The following is a 19,781-nucleotide window of genomic DNA, read 5'->3' on the forward strand; positions in this document are numbered from 1 at the left end:
ATGCGCATCGTCAACACCGACCAGGCCGAGGCGTGGAACGGGCCGGAGGGCGTCAACTGGGCCGCGCAGAGCGAGCGGGACGACCCGGTCAACGGGGCGCTCACCGAGACGCTGCTCACCGCCGCCGCGATCGAGCCGGAGGACCGGGTGCTCGACATCGGCTGCGGTACCGGCGGGACGACCCGGCTGGCCGCCCGGCTGGCCGCCCGGGGCCGGGTGCTCGGCGTCGACCTGTCCGCACCGATGCTCGACCTCGCCCGGACCGCCGCCGCCTCGGCGGGCCTGCGCAACGTCGAGTTCACCCGGGGCGACGTGCAGGTGTTCCCGTTTCCGGACGGCGGATTCGACGTGGCGATCAGCCAGTTCGGCATCATGTTCTTCGCCGACCCGGTGGCGGCGTTCGGCAACGTCCGCCACGCGCTGCGGCCGGGTGGACGGCTCGCCTTCGTCTGCCCCCGCGACATGGTCGACAACCCCTGGTACGTGGCGCCGATCTCCGCGCTTCACCGCCAGCCGGACCCGTACCGACTGCCCGACTCGGCGATGTTCTCGCTGGCCGATCCGGCGCGGCTGGTGGAGGTGCTGGGCGGGGCCGGCTTCACCGACGTACGGCCCCGGCCCGTCGACGCCCCGATGGCGTTCGGGGCCGACGCGGACGAGGCGGCCGACGGCTTCCTCGGTTCGGGGCCGGTACTGGCGGTACTGCAACAGGACGGCGGGCCGAGCGTCGAGGCGGCCCGGGAGATCCTGGTCGAGACGCTGCGCCCGTACGAGGGCCCGGACGGAGTACGCATCCCCGGCGCGCACTGGCTGGTCACCGCCGTCCGACCGTAGCCGGAAACCGGCCGTCAACCTGGACAGCAACCGGCGGGCCGCCACCGGTGCAGCGTCACCACCTCGCCGTTCCCGGGCGGTCAGCCGGGCCTTCCGCTCCGGCCCCGGATGTCAGATGCTGGATCCATGGGCGAGGTGCGACCGATGCCGAGCGTTGGCGATCTGTTCATCGACACCCGTGGCGGCGACCGGACGATGCGGGTCAGCTACCACGGCGACCGGGGCACCGTGGTGGTGTCCCTCTGGCTCGGCACGGTGTGCCGGGGATCGTTCCGGATGGCGACCGACGACGTGCGCAGGTTGATCGCGACGCTCAACGAGATCAGCCTCTCCGCCGCGCCGACCGTGCCGATCGGGACGGCTTCGCCGGGCTCGCCGCCAAACGCGACCGGCCCGGCGACCGTCGACACCGCGCCGACCGGACCTGACGGACCAGCCGCATCCGACGGAGCGGCGCCCGGAGCTGCCGGGGCGGCCGACCCGCCGATCGACGAGACCGGCGACATCTCCGGCCTGGCCCGGATCGTCGCCACGCCGGCCCTGCGGGTCGCCTGAGCCGGGTCGGACGCCGCACCCCGCCCGGGGCGCGGCGTCCGACGCCGGGCCCGCGCCGCCGGGGGTACCGCGATCTTCGTTCCGGCCGAACCGGACGGTCGGGTGCTCGGATCACCCTCGGCACCATCTCCGGCCGGGTTTCCGCCCCTGCGACCGTACTTTCGGCCGGTTCGGCGCCCCGGCCCGGTTCCGTAGCCTGACCGGCGTGAACGTTGCGAACCGGTCGGCCGGTCGGGCCCGGGTCGCCGACGCCGGGCTCGGCATCCTCTTCGGCGCCGCCCTGCTGACCACGGCAACCGCGCTCGCCGCGAGCTGGGGTGGCCGCTACTGGCTGTTCGGCTGCGCCGTCGGAGCGGTGGTCTGCGCCCTCGCCCTGACGCGTCGGCGGCAGCGGCTCCGGGCCGCGGTCGCCGGCCTCGCCGTCGCGGCCGTCGCCATCGTGGTCGCCCGGGCCGCCGGACTGCCCGCCGAGCCCGGCCCCGCCTCCGCCCTCGCCCTCTCCGTGCTGGTCGGTTCTGCGGTCCGGACCCTCCCGGTGCGGTCGGCCGGCGCGATCGCGGTCGCCGGGCTGGCGATCGCGGTCGGGGCCCAGCTCGCCTTCCCACCCTCCGGCACCGTCGTCGGCGGCGTCGCCGGGCTGAACGCCCTGGGCTGGCTCGCCGCGCTGACGGTCGGGCTGGGCCTGCGGCTGCTGGCCGCCCGCCGCCGAGCTGTGGCCGAGCGGGTACGCCGGGACGAGCGCCTGGAACTGGCCAGGGAACTGCACGACGTCGTCGCGCACCACATCACCGGCATCGTGGTGCAGGCCCAGGCGGCCCAGATCGCCGCCCGCCGGCATCCCGAGCGGGCCGGCGCGGCCCTGGCCGGCATCGAGTCGGCCGGGTCGGACGCGCTGGCCGCGATGCGCCGGGTGGTCGGGCTGCTGCGCGACACCGACGACGCCGCGCCGACCAGCCCCAACCCCGAACACCTCGGCGACCTGGTCCGGCGCTTCGAGGGCCACGGGCCGGCGGTACGGCTGCGGCTGCCGGACGGCGCGGAGACCTCGACCTGGCCGCCCGAGGTGACCAGTACGGTGCACCGGGTGGTACGGGAGTCGCTGACCAACGTCGCCCGGCACGCCCCACACGCCCGCTCGGTCATCGTGACCGTCGGCCGGGACCGGACAGCCGTCACCGTCGAAGTCGTCGACGACGCCCCGCCGGCCACGACCCGCTACCCCCACCGGGCCGGCTACGGGCTGATCGGGATGCGGGAGCGTCTCGAGGCGCTCGGCGGCACCTTACGGGCCGGTCCGGGTCCCGTCGCCGGCTGGGCGGTACGCGCCACCGTGCCCGTACCGGCCGGGAGCCGTCGATGACCATCCGGGTGCTGCTCGCCGACGACCAGGCGATGGTACGCAGTGGTCTGCGGCTCATCCTCGAGGACCAGCCCGACATCGACGTGGTCGCCGAGGCCTCGGACGGAGGGCAGGCGGTCGCGCTCGCCCGACGACTGCGCCCGGACGTCAGCCTGGTGGACATCAGGATGCCCCGGCTCGACGGCATCGAGGTGACCCGCGCGCTGGCCGGCCCCGACGTCCCCGATCCACTCCGGGTGGTCGTGGTCACCACGTTCGACCTCGACGAGTACCTCTACGGCGCACTGCGCGGCGGAGCCGTCGGCTTCGTACTCAAGGACGCCGGCCCGGCGCTGCTGGTCGAGGCGGTCCGGGCCGCGCACGCCGGTGACGCCCTGGTCTCGCCCTCGGTCACCGTGCGGCTCCTACGCCACCTGCGGACCATCGGGGCACCCGGCAGCGGGCGGGCCGTCCGGGCCCTCTCCGAACGGGAGACGCAGGTCGTCCGGGCCATCGCCCGGGGTCGCACCAACCAGGAGATCGCCGCCGAGCTGTTCATCTCGATCAGCACGGTCAAGAGTCACCTCTCCGGTATCCAGACCAAGTTGGGGCTGCGCAACCGGGTCGAGATCGCGGCCTGGGCCTGGGAGAACCACGTCGTCGGGCTCGGCTGAGGGCTTCGGCCACCCGGTTGCGGGTTTGCCCGCCGAATTCGCCGGGTAGCCGGCCGGGGCACCCGGGGAACGGAGCCGGCGGTGAGGATCGCGAAATACCTGCACTCGTGCCTGCTCGTCGAGGAGGGCGGGGTGCGGCTGCTGATCGATCCCGGCCGGTTCAGCTTCGCCGAGGGCCGGGTACGCCCGGAGGACTTCGGCCGGCTCGACGCCGTCGCCCTCACCCACCACCACCCGGACCACGCCGACCCGGCGGCGCTGGTCGAGATCGTGCACCGGACCGGCGCGCGACTGCTCGGCAACCGGGAAACCGCGCAGTCGCTGCGCGGGCACGGACTCGACGTGACGGTGGTGGAGGCGGGCGAGTACCGGGTCGGGGCGCTGCGGCTCGACGCCGTGCCCGCCGACCACGAGCCGATCCTCGACGACCACACCCCGGCCAACACCGCGTACCTGGTCGACGGGGTACTGCTGCACTGTGGCGACTCGCTGCATCCCGGGCTGCTGGCCCACCGGGGTGTCGCGGTGGCGGCGGTACCCGTGACGGCGCCCTTCCTGACCGAGCGCGCGGTGGCCGGATTCGTCGCCCAACTCCAGCCCGGTGCGGTCCTGCCGGTCCATGACGGTCACGCCCGGGACTTCTTCCTCCGGCAGCGCTACGACACCTACCGCCGGTACGTCGAGCGGCTCGGCGTCGTCTTCCACGCCCTGACCGAGCCGGGCGCCTGCATCACCGTCGGTCGACCCGGCCCCCCTTGACGCCGCCCGGCCGGGGCGAATCGTCAATGCATTGCGGAATTGCGCAACGGATTCAGAAATTGATCTCCGTCGCGTCGGTAAACCGATATTGTCTGTTCCCGCGACCCTGTATGTGTACGTCAGGCTGCGTATTTCCGATTGTCCGCTGCTGTGTCAGCCTGTCGGAGACGCGGGGGCGGAGAGGGCGATGGTCAACGGGGTGGAATTCGGGCTGCTCGGGCCCATCGACGTGCGGGTGGACGGCCGGCCGGTGCCGATCCGGTCGCCGAAGTGCCGGACACTGCTGGCGACACTGCTGCTGGAGCCGGGCCGGCTCGTCTCGGTCGGACGGCTGACCGAGGCGATCTGGGACGACCGCCAGCCGGACAATCCTCGCCGGGCAACGCAGTTGTACGTCACCCGGCTGCGCGCCCTGCTCGAAGAGGCGGGCTCGCCACCACTGATCACCACCGGTTCGGACGGCTACCTGATCGAGGCCGACGACGACCTCGTCGACCTGGGGCGGTTCCGGCACTGGCTGCTGGCGGCCGACCTGGCGGCTCGGCGGTCCGATCCGGACGGCGAGTCGACGGCGCTGCGCGCGGCGCTGCGGCAGTGGCGCGGCGATCCGCTCTGCGACGTACCGTCCGAACTGCTGCACCGGGAGAGCGTTCCGGGCCTGTGGGAGCAGCGACTCCGTACGCTGGAGCGGCGGATCGACGTGGACCTGCGGCTCGGCCGGCACGCCGATCTCGTCGAGGAATTGCGCGGCCTGACCGCCCGGGACGGGCTGCGGGAACGGCTGTGGCTGCAACTGGTCACCGCACTGCACCGCAGCGGGCGCCGGGCCGAGGCGCTGGACGCCTACCACCAGGGCTGCCGGCACCTGGCCGAGGAGCTGGGGCTCGACCCGGGCGAGGAGTTCCAGCGACTGCACGCGCGGGTGCTCGCCGGCACCCCGACGGCAGCCGCCGGGGCGGTGGGGCTGCCACCGGTACCCCGGCAGCTCCCGCCGGACGTCTCCGGTTTCGCCGGCCGGGCCGCCGAGGTGGCCCGGCTGCACACCCTGCTGGACACCCGCGATCGCCGCCCCGGTGGCGCCCCGGGCGTCCTGGTCCTGAACGGTACGGCCGGGGTCGGCAAGACGGCGCTGGCGCTGCACTGGTCCCGGCGGGTCGCGGAGTCCTTCCCGGACGGGCAGCTCTGGGTCGACCTGCGCGGTTACGACGACCGGGCCACGGTGACCCCCGAGCACGCGCTGACGCTCTTCCTGCGCGCGCTCGGGCTGCCCGCCGCGCAGATCCCCGCCGACCTCGACGGGCAGACCGGGCTGTACCGGTCGCTGACGGACGGCCGCCGGATGCTGATCGTGCTGGACAACGCGGGCGACGCCGAGCAGGTCCGGCCGCTGCTGCCCGGCGGGACCGACTGCTTCGTGCTGGTCACCAGCCGCAACGAACTCTCCGCGCTGGTGGTGACCGAGGGAGCCCGGTCGGTCCGGCTGGAGCCGTTCACCGCGTGCCAGGCCCGGCAGATGCTCGGCGCCCGGCTCGGCCGGCGGCGGATCGACGCCGAACCCGAGGCGGTGGACCGGATCGTCGAGGCGTGCGGCCGGCTGCCGCTGGCCCTGGCCATCGTCGCCGCCCGGGCCGTCGCCCGCCCCGCCTTCCCGTTGGCGGCGCTGCACCGGCAACTGGCCGAGGCCGGGGACGGGCTGGACAGGTTCGCCAGCCCGGACACGGCGGTGGACGTACGCGCGGTCTTCTCGTGGTCGTACCGGACCCTCAGCGTGCCGGCCGCCCGGCTGTTCCGGCGGCTCGGCCTGCACCCCGGCCCGGAGCTCTCCGCCCCGGCCGCCGCGACCCTGGCCGGGGTCGACGAGCCGCGCAGCCGGGGCCCGCTCGACGAACTCGCCGCCGCGCACCTGGTCAGCGAGCACGCTCCGGACCGGTTCGTGGTGCACGACCTGCTCTACGCGTACGCCGCCGAACTCACCGCCGAGCAGGACACGCCCCCGCTGCGCGACCTCAGTCAACGCCGGCTGGTCGAATGGTTGACCCGCAGCGCGCTGAACGCCCGGCCGCTGCTCCAGCCGAGCGAGTCCGAGGTGACGGTGCCGGAAGCTCTCCCGGACGTCGCTCCGCTGACCTTCTCCGCCGAGCGGCAGGCGCGGGAGTGGTACGCGGCCGAGCGGCACAACCTGGTCGCCGCCGTGGAACTCGCGCAGGCACGCGGCTTCGACGACCTCTGTTGGCGCCTCGCCTACGCCGCCTGGGTCCACCTGCACCTGACCCGGGCCTGGACCGAACTGATCCGCACCCACCGGGCCGGACTCCGCGCCGCCGAGCGGACCGGTGACCGGATCGGCCAGGCACACATGCTCAGCGGCATCGGCACCGCCTACCGGTCGACCCGGCAGACCGCGCTGGCGGTGCGGACGCACCAGCGGGCCCTGAAGATCTTCCGGGAGCTGGCCGACCCGGCAGGCATCGCGACGGTGCTGAGCAACCTCGGCGCCGCGTACCGGGACGCCGGTGAGCACCTGCGCTCGCTACGGTGCAGCCGGCAGGCGTACGCGCTGGAACGGGCGCACGGCGAGACCGGGAACATGTCGATCTCGCTCTACCAGATCGCCCTGACCCTGACCGTCGCCGGCCGGCCCGCCGAGGCGGTACCGGTGATCACAGAGTCCCTGGAGATCTTCCGGTCGATGGGTCACCGTCGGGGCGAGGCCAGGGCGTTGCAGGCCGCCGCGACCGCGCACAGCCAGCTGGGCCGGCACGGGGCGGCGATCGACCAGTACCGGCGGGCCGCCGAGATCTACCGCGACCTCGACGACCGCTGGTACCAGGCGGCCAGTCTGCACCGGCTCGGCGACGCGCTGCGGACGGCCGGGCGCCGCCAGGACGGCCGGGTGGTCTGGCTGCAGGCCCTCGCCGTCTACGAGGAACTCGGCGCGCCGGACGCGGCGGCCCTGCGCGTCGAGCTCGGGGAGTGAGCACGGCGCCGAGCCGGTGGCGCGGCTGTCAGCGCAGTTGCCGGAAGAACTCCCGCACGTCGGCGACCAGCAGCTCCGGTGCCTCCATCGCGAGGAAGTGTCCGCCCCGGTCTAGTTCGGTCCACCGTACGACGTTGTGGTCCCGCTCCGCCCAGCGCCGGATCGTCACGTCGTGGGTGGAGACCAGCACTCCGGTCGGCACGGTGCCGCGCGACGACACCGCCCAGCCGTCGGCTTCGGCCCAGTCGGTCGCCGCCGACATCGACTCGTAGTAGATCTGCGCGGCCGAGCCGGCGGTGCCGGTGAACCAGTAGAGGGCGACATCGGTCAGCATCCGGTCCCGGTCGACGCTCTGCTCCGGCAGGCCCTCCTCGGGATCGGTGAGCTCCTTGAACTTCTCCACGATCCAGCCGAGCTGGCCGACCGGCGAGTCGTGCAGCGCGTACGCCACCGTCTGCGGCCGCTTGGAGTTGCACTGGAGGTAGCCGTCGTTGAAGTCCTGCATCGCCTGCCAGCGCCGCTGCTCGACCTCGGTCAGCCCGTCCAGTTCGCCGTCGACGCCGGCCGGAAAGGTGAGCAGGGCGTTGAGGTGCAGCCCGACCACCCGGTCCGGATGGCGCCGGGCCAGCTCCGGGCCCACCCAGGCACCGGTGTCGTAACCCTGCACGCCGTACCTCTGGTAGCCGAGTCGGGACATCAGCTCGCCGAGTACCTCCGCCATCCGGGCCGGGCCCATCCCTGGACCGGCCAGCGGGGTCGAGAAGCCGAACCCGGGCAGCGACGGGATGACCAGGTGGAACGCGTCGGTCGGGTCGGCGCCGTGCGCACGCGGCTGGGTCAGCGGCCCGATCAGGTCGAGGAAGTCCACCACGCCACCCGGCCAGCCATGCAGCAGGAGCAGCGGGGTGGCGGCCGGCTCGGCGGAGCGTACGTGCAGGAAGTGCAGGTTCTGCCCGTCGACGGTGGTGACGAACTGGGGGTACCCGTTCAGTGCCGTCTCGTGCGCCCGCCAGTCGTACTTCGTCCGCCAGTACTCGGCGAGTTCCCGCAGGTATCCCAGTGGTACGCCACGGCTCCAGCCGACACCGGGAAGTTCGTCCGGCCAGCGCGTGTTCGCCAGCCTCGCGTGCAGGTCGTCGAGCTGCGCCTGGGGGATGTCGATGCGGAAGGGACGGATCAGGGGTCCGAGATCGGTCATGGCGGCACCGTAGGCGGCACTGCGGTCAATTCCCGGCCGGAATTCCGCGCTGCAACGCCGTCCCAACGGGGCTGTGCCGTCGGGTGCTGTCGGGTCGTGCTGTCGGACCGCCGGGTGGGTCGGTCGGAGATCCGGGCGCCCACCCGGCGGCCGCCCCGACCGGAGGGTCAGGCCGCTCCGGCGGGCCGGCCCTCACCCGCCGACTCGGCGGTCCCGGGCGCCTCGGCCGGGCTGGCCGGCTCGGAGGTGCTGGATGGCGCGGCCGTGCCGAACGGCTGGGCTGGGGTGGTGGCGGCGGTGGTCGGGGCGCCCGGCCCGCTGGTTTCCGCCGCCGGCTCCGACGCTCTCACCTGCCCGGTGTCCGCCGGTACGCCCTCCGCCGCCGGCTCGGCGCTCGCCCGCCCGGTCGGCCCCGCCCCGGCTGCCGCCGTCCCGGTCGACTCCTCGTCCCCTTCGTCGTCGCTCTCTACGCCCTCGTCGCCCTCTTCCTCGTCTTCGTCTTCCTCGTCTTCCTCGTCTTCGTCTTCCTCCCCGGCGACGCTGCTGGCCGCCGCGGGATCCGTCCAGGAGAACTCGATCTCGACGGAGATCTCGGCGCCGTCGCGCTCGATCTCCAGCTCACATTCGACCTGGTCGGTGACGGTGACCGCACCGGCCGCACCGTAGAAGATCTTTCCCTCCGAATCGAGCTGGTGGGCCAACTGGCGGAGCCAGCCCGCCAGATCCGCCCGCGACACCGTACGCTCGTCCTCGTAGATTTCCATGGCCGCCATGCTCGCACTCCACACAGGACCAGCCGCGCCTGGGTCCGACCGGGCAACACCACGGCCCCGAGCCGATGCGGCGGAGCCACCATCCGGTCGTCGACCCGCCGCCGCACGCCCGAGATCGTCGACGGGTAGCTCCCTCACACCGCCGATCGGCCGGGAACAGCGGCGCCCGGCCCGGTGGCCCCGGGACCGGGTCCGTCCGGGCTGGTCGACCATGTTCGTGGTAGGCAGTGGCCAGGACCGCGACCAAATCGTTCACCGCCCGAGGGCCGGTGGCGCGGGCGCCAGGCAGGAGAGACGAGAGAGCATGACGGGTCAGCGGATCGGCTTGGTGGTGCACGAGGGCCGGGCGGCAGCGGTGACGGCGGCCGGCGCCGTCCGCCGCTGGGCGGCCGACCACTCGATCGGGGTCAGCGACATCGACGTCTGGGAGCCGTCCTGGGAGCACCGGCAACGACGCAACGCGGGTGACGAGGCCGAGGCCGCTGGGCACCCGGCGCTGGTGGTGACGATCGGCGGGGACGGGACGTTCCTGCGGGGCGCACGGATCGCCGCCAAGGACGGGGTACCGGTACTCGGGATCAACGTCGGCCGGGTGGGTTTCCTGACCGAGATCGAGCCCACCGAGATCGACACGGCGTTGGAGGCGTTCTTCTCCGGCCGGGTACAGCTCGACGAACGGCTGATGCTGACGCTCTGCGCCTCCCAGCCGCTGGAGATTCCCGGCGGGATGGAGGCGCTGCTGCGCTACGGGCGCGGGCCGCTGCTGCCACCGCCCCCGCCACTGCCCCCTACCGCCGAACCGGTCGACCAGCCGGGCGTGGCGCTGGACGTCACCGCGCTCAACGACATCGTCTTCGAGAAGCTGGCCCGGGACCGGCAGGCGAGTCTCGGGGTGTACCTGGACCAGACCCTCTTCGCGTCATACTCGGCCGACGCCCTCGTGGTGGCCAGCCCGACCGGCTCCACCGCCTACAACTTCGCCGCCGGTGGCCCGATCCTCTCCCCCCGGCTCGGCGCGCTGGTCTTCACCCCGGTCGCCCCGCACATGGTCTTCAACCGCAGCCTGGTGATGGCCGCCGACGAGGCGGTGACGGTACGCGTCCTCGACCGGTCCGGCCAGGTGGCGGTCAGCGTGGACGGGCAGCTTCGCGGCGTACTCGATCCCGGGGACTGGGTGACGGTGCTGCCGGCGCGCGAGCCGGCCCGGCTGGTACGGCTGCGTCCCTCCCGGTTCTACTCACGGTTGCGGGAGCGGTTCTCCCTCGCCGACGCTCCGGCGGCGGTGGCGGACAGCCGCCGGCCCGACCAGGCCGACGGCTGAGCGCACCCGGACGGGCCACCGCGACGCCCCGGCGACCGGGCCTGGAGGACTGGCGACTGGCTAGTACCGGCCGGGGTCGGCGCCGTTCGGCGTGTACACGGGCGGCTGCGAGTGCGGGTGCCCGTGGTGCTGCGGCTGGTGCGGGGGCTGCTGCGGCTCGAACATGTTCACGGCCGGCTCGGGCTGCTCGACCGGCTCGAACATGTTCACCGGCTCCGGCTGCTCGACCGGCTCGCGCTGCTCGGGCAGGTCGGGCTGCTCGACCGGCTCCGCCGCCGACTCGGCCATGGCCCGGTTGGCCTCCTGGCGCACCGCCACCATCTGGTATTCGCCGGTCTCGCCGGTGATCGCGGCGGCTGCCAGCACCGCGGCGGCGGCCCGGTCGGCCAGCCGCTTCGCCTCGCGCTGCGTCCGGGCCCGCACCTCGGCCGCCTGCCGCTCGGCCTGCTCGGCCGCCCGGCGGGCCTCGTCCAGCCGGTTGAGTTCGGCGGTCAGGTCCTGACGGACCTCACCGAGCCGCTGCTGCAACTGGGCGAACTCCTGCTCCGCCGTGGCACCCTCCTGGCGGGACTGCGCCAGCTTCTGCTGCGCGGTCTCCTGGGCCGCCTGCAACTGGCCGAGCGACTGCTGCCGCGTCTCGATCTCCTCCTGGAGCGCCGCGAGCTGCTGCTGGTGCGCCGTGGCCTGCTCGTCCGCCCGTCGACGCAGGTCGGAGGCGTACTGCTGCGCCTCCGACCGGAGGTTCGCGTTCTCCTCCTCGACCTGCTTCTGCACCCGGGTCAGCTCCGCCTCGGTGCCGTTGCGCAGCTCGGTCAGCTCCCGCTCCACGTTGGCCTGCCACTGGCCGAGCTCCTGCTGGGTGCGCGTCCGCGCCGCCTCGATCTCCTGCTGGATCTGGTTGCGCGCCGCCTCCAGCATCGACTCGGCCTGGGCCTGGGCCCGCTCGGCCTGCTGGGCGCTCCGCTCGCTGACCCGCTGCGCCTCCTGCTCGGCGCGCTCCCGGCTCGCCTCGCCCTCGGCGACCAGCTTCTCGGCCTGCTCGCGCGCGTCCGCCAGGACCCGTTCCGCCTCGTTCTGGTGCTCGGTCGCCCGCTGGGCGGCAGCGTCGACGATCACGCCGGCCTGCTTCTCGGCCAGCGCCATGATCTGGTCGACCATCGGGCCGAGGTCGCGGAACGACGCCCGGTCCACCTGCGGCGGGCGCTCCCGCAACTCGGTCAGCTCGGCCTGCACCTGCTGGAGATGGACGGTCAGCCCCTGGATGTGGCTGAACGCCTGCTCGCGTTCGGAGACCAGCTTCGAGAGTTCGTTGGCGGTCTGCGCCACGTACTGCTCGACCTGCCGCTTGTCGTAACCGCGCAGCGTGGTCTCGAAACTGGGCCGCGAAGTCTTGTCCTCGTGCAGGTCGAACAGCTCCTGGCCTTGGGACATGCGCCATCCTCCATACGGTCGCGAGCCCGGTGCCGGCGTCCGGGGCACACGCCGCAGGGGTAGGGCTCAACCGGCGGATCATACACCTGCCGACGGCCCGGCGGGGTGGCCCGGCCGACCCGTACCCGACCCGGCCGACCCGTACCCGGGACGACGGTGCCCCGCCGGCCGTCGCGGGGACGGCCGGCGGGGCGTACGGTCACAGCCCGGCGGCGTGCGCGGCGGGCGTACCGCCGACGATCGGCAGCACGATCCGGCTGGTCTTCAGCGCCACGTCGATGGTGGCCCGGTTCGGGTCGGCCTGACTGGAGTACTGCGGGTAGCTCCCGACGATGATCACGCCGATCCGGTGGCCCGGCTGGAAGACGTAGTCCTCCGGCAGCAGCGGGAAATCGAAGTTGTAGAGCTTGCCGGGGACCAGTGGGGTGGCCTTGCGGATCGACTGGCGGTTCTGGGCGTCCAGGATGCCCTTGGTGACCAGTTCGAAATCTGCGGTGGCCACCCGCTTCTGGGTCTGCTTGTAGCAGCCGTCGTCGGTCGGGCTGGTCTCGCCCCAGCAGTCCTGGGTCTCCAGGGTGATGATGCCCTCCCCGGAGGCCCGGTGCGCGACCCGTTCGGCGGTGCCGTAGTCGACCAGGATCGCCCCGAGGTTGGTGTCGGTGGCGTCCGCGCCGGCCCGCAGCCGCACCACGGGCGTACCGGAGACGTGCAGCGGGGCCCGCAGCGGCTCCGACAGGTACGCCAGCCGGTTCGGCGTGACGGTGTCCGGATTGTTGACCATCGCGTCCTGGCGCTGCGCCGGGTCGTCGGCGAAGGTCTCGGTGGCCGGCTTCCGCGCCGGCACCAGCTTGAGGCCCCCGGCGCCGCCGGCACCCGGCTGGAGGAAGACCTCGGTCTCGGTCGTACCCGGGACCGGCCAGTCGGCGTGCGTCTCCCAGACGTCGGCGGAGCGCTCCAGGTCGACCCGGGGCTCGTCCATGATCCCGTTCGGTACCTGGTGCAGCCAGTAGTCGAACCAACGGTGCAGGGTGTTCACCCAGACCGTCCGGCGGGAGTCGAACGGGTCAACGTGCCCCTCCTGGGAGAGCCACAGCTTGCGCGGTACGTCGTGCGCGGCCAGCGCGTACCAGAACTTGCTGAAGTGGTCCGGCCGGACGTTGTCGTCGTTGAGCCCGTGGTAGAGCAGCACACTTGCCTTGATCTTGTCGACGTTCCGGACGTAGCTGCGTTCGGTCCAGAAGGCCGAGTAGTCGCCGGTCTCGTCACCGTCGGCGGCGGCCATCGCGTCCCGGACCGGTTTGCAGTAGTCCCGGCGGTCCGGGTTGGTCACCGTGTTGGCCAGCGACGCCACGTAGCTGTTGCCCCGGGTGATCACCCCGTTGCTGCGGGTGTAGTCGTAGTATTCCGCCGGGCCGCTGATCGGCACGATGGTGGTCAGGCCCTTGACGCCGGTCACCGCCGTCGCCATCGCCAGCGAGCCGTCGTACGACTTGCCGATCATCCCGGTACGGCCGTTGTGCCAGTCGGCCTTGACCACCTGCCCGGCCGCGTTCCGCGCGGTGGCCCGGCCGTTCAACCAGTTGATCGCCTGCTTGGCGCTCAGGTTGTCCGGGTCGCCGTTGGTGGTCGGGCAGCCGGTGGAGTTGTTGGTGCCGACCATGTCCAGCAGGATCACCGCGTAGCCGCGCGGCACGAAGTAGTTGTCGTAGAAGAGCGGCCACTTGTCGAGCAGGCCGTCACCGTCCATGTCGACCTTGCACTCGGACTCGTTGCCCCGGCAGACGGTCGAGTAGTACGGGCTGGCGTCCATGACGACCGGCACCTTGAGCCCGTCGGCGGTGGCCCTGGGGCGCATGACGTCGAACGCGATGATGTCGCGCAGGCCGTCGTTGTCGCTGTCGAACGTCGAGTCGACGAAGAGCCGCTCCCGGATCGCGTCGGCGTACCCGAACACCGGCTGGGTCACACCGTCGCCCACCACGATGGAGGGTCCGGCCTGGGCGAACGCCGGTGCCGTGCCGCCGAGCACGGCCACCACCGCCATCGGCAGCACCGCGAGTCCGACCCGCCAGATCCTACTGATCCGACCCATACACACTCCTTTTTCGCCGGTCAGGGGCGTGGGTAGGCTACGGGCGGAAATGGTGATCGAACAACGTACATCTGTCGGAACCTGACCCGTCCGGGTTCGACGGCCCGCGCAAGGACCTGCGCGGACCGGGCCGTCGCCGGGTCGGCGTCCGAGGACCGGTCGACTCGACGGCGGTGGTTGGTGCGGCGCGGTGGAGCGGCGGGGTCGGCAGGCTTCCGGGTCGTGCCGGGCGCCGCCGACAGCGTGGTGGTCCTGCACGTTCCGCACGCCGGTCGGCTGATCCCGCCGGAGGTACGCGCCGGGCTGCTGCTCGACGACGGCGCCCTGGCGGCCGAGCTGGCCCGGATGACCGACGCGCACACCGACCTGGTCGCGGCCCGGGCCGCCGGCTCCGCCCGGCGTACACCGTGGACGTTCGTCAACCTGCTCTCCCGGCTGGTCGTCGATCCGGAGCGCTTCCCGGACGAGCGGGAGTCGATGCGGGCGGTCGGGATGGCCGCCGTCTACACCCGGACCAGCGACGGTTCCCGGCTGCGCGCCGACGACCCGGTCGCCGAGGAGCGGCTGCTCGACCGCTGGTACCGCCCCTACGCCCGGGCGGTCACCGAACTGGTGACGGCCCGGTTGGCCGCGCGGGGCCGGGTGACCCTGCTCGACGTGCACTCCTATCCGAGCCGGCGGCTGCCGTACGAGATCGGTGGCACCGAGCGGCCGGCGGTCTGTCTCGGCACCGATCCGGCGCACACCCCGGGCTGGTTGCTGGCGGCCGGGCGGGCGGCGTTCGCCGGCCTCGGCGGCGTCGGGATCGACTCCCCGTTCACGGGCTGCTACGTGCCGTTGCGCTACTACGGCCGGGATCGCCGGGTGACCGCCCTGATGGTGGAGATCCGCCGGGACGGCTACCTGGTCGAACCCGGCGGCCCGCCCACCGACGGCCTGGCCGGGCTGGCCGGTGCCCTGGCCACCCTGGTCGACGCGGTGGACACCGCCGCCGATCGTCGCACCGGGTTTGACGCCCGGTGATCCGGGCGCTAGAAACATGCAGTCAGCATCATCGATGCCTACCCGACCGTTCCGGGTGGTAGACCGACCCGCAGGAGACCAGATGCCGCTCCCCACCACCGCGGCGGTCGTCCGCGGTGCCGGCAAGCCCTTCGTCATCGAGCAGATCGTGCTGAACGGCCCGGCCGAGCACGAGGTCCTGGTCCGGATGGTCGCCGCCGGCATGTGCCACACCGACCTGATCGTGCAGGCCGGCTCCGCCCCGTTTCCGCTGCCCGGGGTACTCGGCCACGAGGGTGCCGGCGTGGTGCAGGCGGTCGGCGCCGCCGTCACCTCGGTGGCGCCGGGCGACCGGGTGCTGCTCTCCTTCTCCTCCTGCGGAAGTTGCCGGTCCTGCCACGGTGGCGAGCCCTCGCTCTGCCACACCTGGCTGCCCCGCAACCTGCTCGGCGGCGCCCGCCCGGACGGCAGCGCCCCGCTGGCCGGAGCGGACGGCGGCGAGCTGCACGGCCACTTCTTCGGGCAGTCGTCCTTCTCGGCGCTCGCCCTCGCCGACGAGCGCAGCGTCGTACGGGTCGACCCGGAGGCGCCGCTCGAGGTGCTGGCCCCGCTCGGCTGCGGTGTGACGACCGGCGTCGGCACCGTCTTCAACGTGCTGCGCCCGCGCCCCGGGGCCAGCATCGCGGTCCTCGGCAGCGGCACCGTCGGGCTGAGCGCGGTGATGGCCGCCGCGCTGAGCCCGGCAGCGCAGATCATCGCGGTGGACCGGGTGCCGGACCGGCTCCGGCTGGCCCGCGAACTCGGCGCCACCGACACCGTCGACACCGGCTCGGACGACCTCGCCGAGGCGCTCGCCCGGCTGACCGGCGGGCATGGCGTCGACCGGATCCTGGACGCCACCGGCGCGCCGACGGTCATCTCGGCCGGTCTGGCCAGCCTCGCGGTCGGCGGGATCCTCGCCTTCGTCGGCGTACCGCCGTTCGGCACCACCGTGCCGGTGGACGTCAACGCCATGTTGCCCGGCCGGTCGGCGGTCGGGGTGACCATCGGCGGCGCGGAGACACAGTCGCTGATCCCGGCCCTGGTCCGGCTGCACCGGCAGGGCCGGCTACCGGTGGACCGACTCGTCACCGGGTACGACTTCGGGCAGATCCAGCGCGCCGCCGACGACGTCCACGCCGGCCGTACGATCAAACCGGTGTTGCGCTTCGCCGAGGAGTAGCCGCCGGGTGGCTGGCTAGCCCTACCGCACGGTGACCTCGTCTCCGGCCGGTTCCACCGGTACGGCGGTCGGCGGCGGGGTCGGCTTCGGCCGGAGTACCAGCGCAGCGACGACGGCGGCGGCGACGCCACCGACCACTCCGACGATCGCGGTGGCGGACATCGCCTCGACGAACGCGTCCCGGGCCAGCCGGGCCAGGTTGTCGTCGCCGGTGGCGGTGGCGATCCGCAGCGCGTCGCCGATGGATTCCCGGGCCGGACCGGTGACCTCCGCCGGCATCGCGCCCCGGTACGCGGCGGCCAGTACGCTGCCCAGCACCGCGACGCTGAGCGCCGTGCCGATCTGCTGCACGGTGTCGTTGACCGCCGAGCCGACGCCGGCACGTTCCGGCGGCAGCGCGGCGAGCAGGGTGCCGACCGCCGGCGGTCCGGTGATCCCGCTGCCCGCCCCGATCAGGACCAGCGCGACGGCCAGCGTCGGGTAGCCGTCGGCGGGCCCGATCGAGGCGAGCACTCCGAAGCCGACGGCCATCAGCGACAGTCCGGTGGCGATCGCGACCCGGGCACCGAACCGCCGGTCGACCAGTACGCCGAGGCCGTTGCAGGCCATCACGGTGACCAGCATCGGCACGAATGCCAGGCCGGCCCGCATCGGCCCGTACCCGAGGACGAGTTGGAGGTACTGGGTCAGCGCGAGCAGCACGCCGCCGGCCGAGAGCGAGAGCAGCACGACGGAGAGGCTCGCCCCGGCGAAGTTCCGGTCCCGGAAGAGCGCCATCGGCAGCATCGGCTCGGCGACCCGGCGCTCCCAGAGCGCGAACGCGCTGAGCAGTACGGCCGCGCCGACCAGCCCGGCGACGGTCGGCGGCGACGACCAGCCGTCCTTGGCCGACGAGATGACCGCCCAGACCAGTGCCGCCATGCCGGCGGTGGAGAGCAGCGCACCGACCACGTCGGGTCGGCTGGCCGGACCGCGTGACTCGGGGATGATCAGGAGCGCCGCGACGATGCCGAGGACGGCGATCGGGACGTTGAGCAGGAAGACCGACCCCCACCAGAAGTGCTGCAACAGCAGGCCGCCGAGGGTCGGGCCGCCCAGGGCGCCGAGCACCAGCACCGAACTCCAGATCGCGATGGCCTTCTTCCGCTCGGAGGGGTCGAAGACGGTGGTGAGGATCGAGAGCGTGCCGGGCATCAGAAAGGCGGCGCCGACCCCCATCAGAGCCCGGGCCGCGATGAGTTGACCGGGGGTCTGGCAGAGCGTGGCCAGCACCGACGCGCCGCCGAAGACGACCAGGCCGGTCACCAGGCCGCGTCGCCGGCCGTGCCGGTCGGAGAGGCTGCCGGCGGTGAGCAGTAGGCCGGCGAAGACCAGGATGTACGCGTCGAGGATCCATTGGATGTCCGAGGCGCTCGCCCCGAGGTCGCGGATCAGCGACGGGATCGCGATGTTGAGCACCATGTTGTCGATGACGGCCACCAGCAGGCTCAGACAGAGCACGCCGAGGATCCACCACCGACGCGGATGGGATGTGGACACCGGGACCTCCACTCGTACAGCGTTCGAGAAATCTCGCACACCGTACCAGCACTCATGAACGGTGTACCAGAAAACTCGAACGCCGTACGAGGGTCGGTAGGATGGTCGAGTCGAAAGGATCGTGGATGTCGAAGTCCGACCCGTTCACCGACTCGGTGTGGCTGCGCCCGCCCCGGGGCCGGGGCGAACAACCCGCACTGAGCCGCGAGCAGATCGTCCGGGCCGCGATCGAGCTGCTGGACGCCGAGGGACTGGCCGGGCTGAGCATGCGCCGGCTCGGCACCCGGCTGGGTTCGGGCGCCACCTCGGTGTACTGGTACGTGACGAACAAGGACGAACTGCTCGAACTCGCCGTCGACGAGGTGATGGGCGAGGTCTACGTCCCCGAGGTCGGCGACACGAGCTGGCGGATCGGCGCGTCGGTGTTGACCGCCGGCACCCGGGAGATGCTGCTCCGCCACCCGTGGGTGATCGGCCTGCTCGGAGTGCGCCCGAACCTCGGGCCGAACGCGATGCGGATCGGTGAGCGTACGGTGGCGCTGCTCTCCGCGGCCGGCTTCGCCGGGCTGGAACTCTCGCACGCCAGTGCGTTGCTGACCTCCTACGCGATCGGCTCGGCGACCACCATCTCGGCGATGGTCACCAGCACGCGGCAGTCCGGCATGTCGATCAAGGAGATCGTGGCGAAACTGGAACCGCACCTGGCACGGATCGCCAGCGACCATCCGCAGTACGACAAGTGGCGGCAGGAGGTCGGGGCGACCGCGTACGTCCCGGAGCGGATCTGGGACGAGAGCTTCTCCTTCGGGCTGGACCGGCTGCTCGACGGGCTGGAGATGTGGCTGGACCGACCGGACCGGTGACCGCCGCCGGCCGACCGCCGGTTCTCCCCGGCCGGCCCGGGCGGAGGTACCGATGCCGGCGGCATGCTTCGGAGCCGGCAACTCGGGAATAACCGCCCGATGCTGGGCTTTCTACCCGCGACGCCCTGGCCACTCGGCCCCAGCGTCGGCGTCTTCGCCGTCGCCGGGCTGGTCACGATCCTGGGCAGCATCCGGCTCGTCGCCCTGGGCGACGCTCTCGCGGACCGGACCGGCTGGGGCGAGGCGGTCTTCGGCGTGGTCTTCTTCGGCGTCGCCACCGGGCTTTCCGGGATCGTGATCACCGCGGTCACCGCGGCGGGCGACCACCCCCAGCTCGGCTACAGCAACGCGGTCGGCGGCATCGCCGCCCAGACCACCGCGGTCGCGGTCGCGGACGCCTTCTACCGCCGGGTCAACCTCGAACACGCCGCCGCCTCCTCCTCGAACCTGCTCTTCGGCTGTCTGCTGATCGCCCTGCTCACCCTCGCGCTGCTCGGCAGTTACAGCCCGAACGTCACCGTCGGCGGCATCCATCCGATCTCGGTCGTGATCGTCGCGTGCTACCTCGGCGGGCTCCGGCTGATCCGGACCGCGGGCACCAGACCGATGTGGCAGGCCGTCGGCACCAAGGAGACCCAACCCGACGTACCGCAGGACCACGGTGCGCTCGACCGGCACGGCGTGGGCACGCTCTGGGGACGGTTCGTGCTGGTCGGGGTGCTCGTCGCGGTGAGCGGCTGGGGAGTGTCGCTGGCCGCCGAGAGCGTCGTCGAGACCACCGGCCTCACCGCAGGCTTCACCGGCGGGGTCCTGCTCGGCATCGTGAACGGGCTGCCGGAGACGGTCACCGCGATCGCCGCCGTACGCCGGGGTGCGGTCACCCTGGCCGTCGCGGCCGTCCTCGGCGGGAACATCCTCGACGTGATCACCCTGGTGGTCGGGGACATCGCGTACCGGCAGGGCTCCATCTACCACGCCGCCGGCAACGACGACCTCTTCATCACCACCAGCGGGCTGTTCATGACCGCGATCCTGCTCGCCGGACTGCTCGTCCGGCAGACCTGCGGCTGGGGACGACTCGGCTTCGAGGGCGTGCTGCTGCTGGCCACGTACCTCGGGATGACCATCGTCCTCGCCACCTGAGCCGGGCCGGAGCGCCGGCGACCGGCTAGGTTGGTGGCCACACCAAGCGGGACGAGGAG

The 19,781-nt window shown here is 72.9% G+C and carries 16 protein-coding genes; 11 read left to right on the forward strand and 5 right to left on the reverse strand.

The features are described 5' to 3' along the window. From V1634_RS19235 to V1634_RS19260, 6 genes are all read left to right on the forward strand, one after another. The gene (locus V1634_RS19235; protein ID WP_331209255.1) at window positions 1-834 is read left to right on the forward strand and encodes a class I SAM-dependent methyltransferase; all 834 of its coding nucleotides are present in this window, start codon (window positions 1-3) and stop codon (window positions 832-834) included. Between the two features lie 144 nt (window positions 835-978). Further along, window positions 979-1,389 carry a hypothetical protein gene (locus V1634_RS19240; protein WP_331209256.1) on the forward strand — a complete coding sequence of 137 codons (411 nt, stop codon included), beginning with the start codon at window positions 979-981 and terminating at the stop codon, window positions 1,387-1,389. A gap of 205 nt (window positions 1,390-1,594) precedes the next feature. Beyond that, complete coding sequence (locus tag V1634_RS19245) at window positions 1,595-2,749, forward strand: sensor histidine kinase (RefSeq protein WP_331209257.1); 1,155 nt, start codon at window positions 1,595-1,597, stop codon at window positions 2,747-2,749. Next, on the forward strand, window positions 2,746-3,402 hold the full coding sequence (locus tag V1634_RS19250) for a response regulator transcription factor (RefSeq protein WP_331209258.1): 657 nt from the start codon (window positions 2,746-2,748) through the stop codon (window positions 3,400-3,402). Before V1634_RS19245 ends, V1634_RS19250 begins: the two co-directional genes overlap by 4 nt. A gap of 81 nt (window positions 3,403-3,483) precedes the next feature. Then, entirely contained in the window at window positions 3,484-4,161 is a 678-nt protein-coding gene (locus tag V1634_RS19255) for an MBL fold metallo-hydrolase (protein ID WP_331209259.1), read from the forward strand. Window positions 4,162-4,348: 187 nt separating this feature from the next. Further along, window positions 4,349-7,138: an AfsR/SARP family transcriptional regulator gene (locus tag V1634_RS19260; protein WP_331209260.1), complete on the forward strand. Its 2,790-nt coding sequence runs from the start codon at window positions 4,349-4,351 to the stop codon at window positions 7,136-7,138. Between the two features lie 28 nt (window positions 7,139-7,166). On the opposite strand, the gene V1634_RS19265 is transcribed toward V1634_RS19260, so the two are convergent. Then, complete coding sequence (locus V1634_RS19265) at window positions 7,167-8,336, reverse strand: epoxide hydrolase family protein (protein WP_331209261.1); 1,170 nt, start codon at window positions 8,334-8,336, stop codon at window positions 7,167-7,169. Between the two features lie 167 nt (window positions 8,337-8,503). Further along, window positions 8,504-9,109, reverse strand: coding sequence for an amphi-Trp domain-containing protein (locus V1634_RS19270; RefSeq protein ID WP_331209262.1), 606 nt, complete (start codon window positions 9,107-9,109; stop codon window positions 8,504-8,506). Between the two features lie 304 nt (window positions 9,110-9,413). Between V1634_RS19270 and V1634_RS19275 the strand changes: the two genes are divergently transcribed. Beyond that, window positions 9,414-10,430: an NAD(+)/NADH kinase gene (locus tag V1634_RS19275; RefSeq protein WP_331209263.1), complete on the forward strand. Its 1,017-nt coding sequence runs from the start codon at window positions 9,414-9,416 to the stop codon at window positions 10,428-10,430. A gap of 60 nt (window positions 10,431-10,490) precedes the next feature. Here the strand turns inward: V1634_RS19275 and V1634_RS19280 are convergent, their stop codons facing one another. Together V1634_RS19280 and V1634_RS19285 are read right to left on the reverse strand one after the other, a co-directional pair. Next, complete coding sequence (locus tag V1634_RS19280) at window positions 10,491-11,861, reverse strand: coiled-coil domain-containing protein (RefSeq protein WP_331209264.1); 1,371 nt, start codon at window positions 11,859-11,861, stop codon at window positions 10,491-10,493. 199 nt (window positions 11,862-12,060) lie between these two features. Further along, window positions 12,061-13,953 (reverse strand): Xaa-Pro dipeptidyl-peptidase, encoded by a 1,893-nt coding sequence (locus tag V1634_RS19285; RefSeq protein ID WP_331209265.1) that lies wholly within the window; start codon window positions 13,951-13,953, stop codon window positions 12,061-12,063. 222 nt (window positions 13,954-14,175) lie between these two features. On the opposite strand from V1634_RS19285, the gene V1634_RS19290 reads away from it, so the two are divergent. Both V1634_RS19290 and V1634_RS19295 read left to right on the forward strand, forming a co-directional pair. After that, window positions 14,176-14,976: an N-formylglutamate amidohydrolase gene (locus tag V1634_RS19290; RefSeq protein ID WP_331209266.1), complete on the forward strand. Its 801-nt coding sequence runs from the start codon at window positions 14,176-14,178 to the stop codon at window positions 14,974-14,976. An 82-nt stretch (window positions 14,977-15,058) separates the two neighbouring features. Further along, complete coding sequence (locus V1634_RS19295) at window positions 15,059-16,177, forward strand: NAD(P)-dependent alcohol dehydrogenase (RefSeq protein WP_331209267.1); 1,119 nt, start codon at window positions 15,059-15,061, stop codon at window positions 16,175-16,177. 21 nt (window positions 16,178-16,198) lie between these two features. Here V1634_RS19295 and V1634_RS19300 read toward each other — a convergent pair whose 3' ends face one another. Beyond that, on the reverse strand, window positions 16,199-17,716 hold the full coding sequence (locus V1634_RS19300; RefSeq protein WP_331209268.1) for an MFS transporter: 1,518 nt from the start codon (window positions 17,714-17,716) through the stop codon (window positions 16,199-16,201). A gap of 125 nt (window positions 17,717-17,841) precedes the next feature. On the opposite strand from V1634_RS19300, the gene V1634_RS19305 reads away from it, so the two are divergent. Together V1634_RS19305 and V1634_RS19310 are read left to right on the forward strand one after the other, a co-directional pair. Further along, window positions 17,842-18,579, forward strand: a complete 738-nt coding sequence (locus tag V1634_RS19305; RefSeq protein ID WP_331209269.1) for a TetR/AcrR family transcriptional regulator — start codon at window positions 17,842-17,844, stop codon at window positions 18,577-18,579. A 99-nt stretch (window positions 18,580-18,678) separates the two neighbouring features. Further along, on the forward strand, window positions 18,679-19,722 hold the full coding sequence (locus V1634_RS19310) for a sodium:calcium antiporter (RefSeq protein ID WP_331209270.1): 1,044 nt from the start codon (window positions 18,679-18,681) through the stop codon (window positions 19,720-19,722). The last annotated feature ends 59 nt before the right edge of the window (window positions 19,723-19,781 follow it).

It is taken from the genome of Plantactinospora veratri (assembly GCF_036421995.1).
In the GTDB taxonomy this organism is placed as follows: Bacteria; Actinomycetota; Actinomycetes; order Mycobacteriales; family Micromonosporaceae; genus Plantactinospora; species Plantactinospora veratri.

Excerpts from the sequence above, each read along its gene's own strand:
- V1634_RS19285 (WP_331209265.1), bottom strand. The coding sequence starts at position 13,953 with ATGGGTCGGATCAGTAGGATCTGGCGGGTCGGACTCGCGGTGCTGCCG.
- V1634_RS19235 (WP_331209255.1), top strand. The coding sequence starts at position 1 with ATGCGCATCGTCAACACCGACCAGGCCGAGGCGTGGAACGGGCCGGAG.
- V1634_RS19280 (WP_331209264.1), bottom strand. The coding sequence starts at position 11,861 with ATGTCCCAAGGCCAGGAGCTGTTCGACCTGCACGAGGACAAGACTTCG.
- V1634_RS19270 (WP_331209262.1), bottom strand. The coding sequence starts at position 9,109 with ATGGCGGCCATGGAAATCTACGAGGACGAGCGTACGGTGTCGCGGGCG.
- V1634_RS19275 (WP_331209263.1), top strand. The coding sequence starts at position 9,414 with ATGACGGGTCAGCGGATCGGCTTGGTGGTGCACGAGGGCCGGGCGGCA.
- V1634_RS19240 (WP_331209256.1), top strand. The coding sequence starts at position 979 with ATGCCGAGCGTTGGCGATCTGTTCATCGACACCCGTGGCGGCGACCGG.
- V1634_RS19305 (WP_331209269.1), top strand. The coding sequence starts at position 17,842 with ATGTCGAAGTCCGACCCGTTCACCGACTCGGTGTGGCTGCGCCCGCCC.
- V1634_RS19310 (WP_331209270.1), top strand. The coding sequence starts at position 18,679 with ATGCTGGGCTTTCTACCCGCGACGCCCTGGCCACTCGGCCCCAGCGTC.
- V1634_RS19295 (WP_331209267.1), top strand. The coding sequence starts at position 15,059 with ATGCCGCTCCCCACCACCGCGGCGGTCGTCCGCGGTGCCGGCAAGCCC.
- V1634_RS19250 (WP_331209258.1), top strand. The coding sequence starts at position 2,746 with ATGACCATCCGGGTGCTGCTCGCCGACGACCAGGCGATGGTACGCAGT.
- V1634_RS19260 (WP_331209260.1), top strand. The coding sequence starts at position 4,349 with ATGGTCAACGGGGTGGAATTCGGGCTGCTCGGGCCCATCGACGTGCGG.
- V1634_RS19265 (WP_331209261.1), bottom strand. The coding sequence starts at position 8,336 with ATGACCGATCTCGGACCCCTGATCCGTCCCTTCCGCATCGACATCCCC.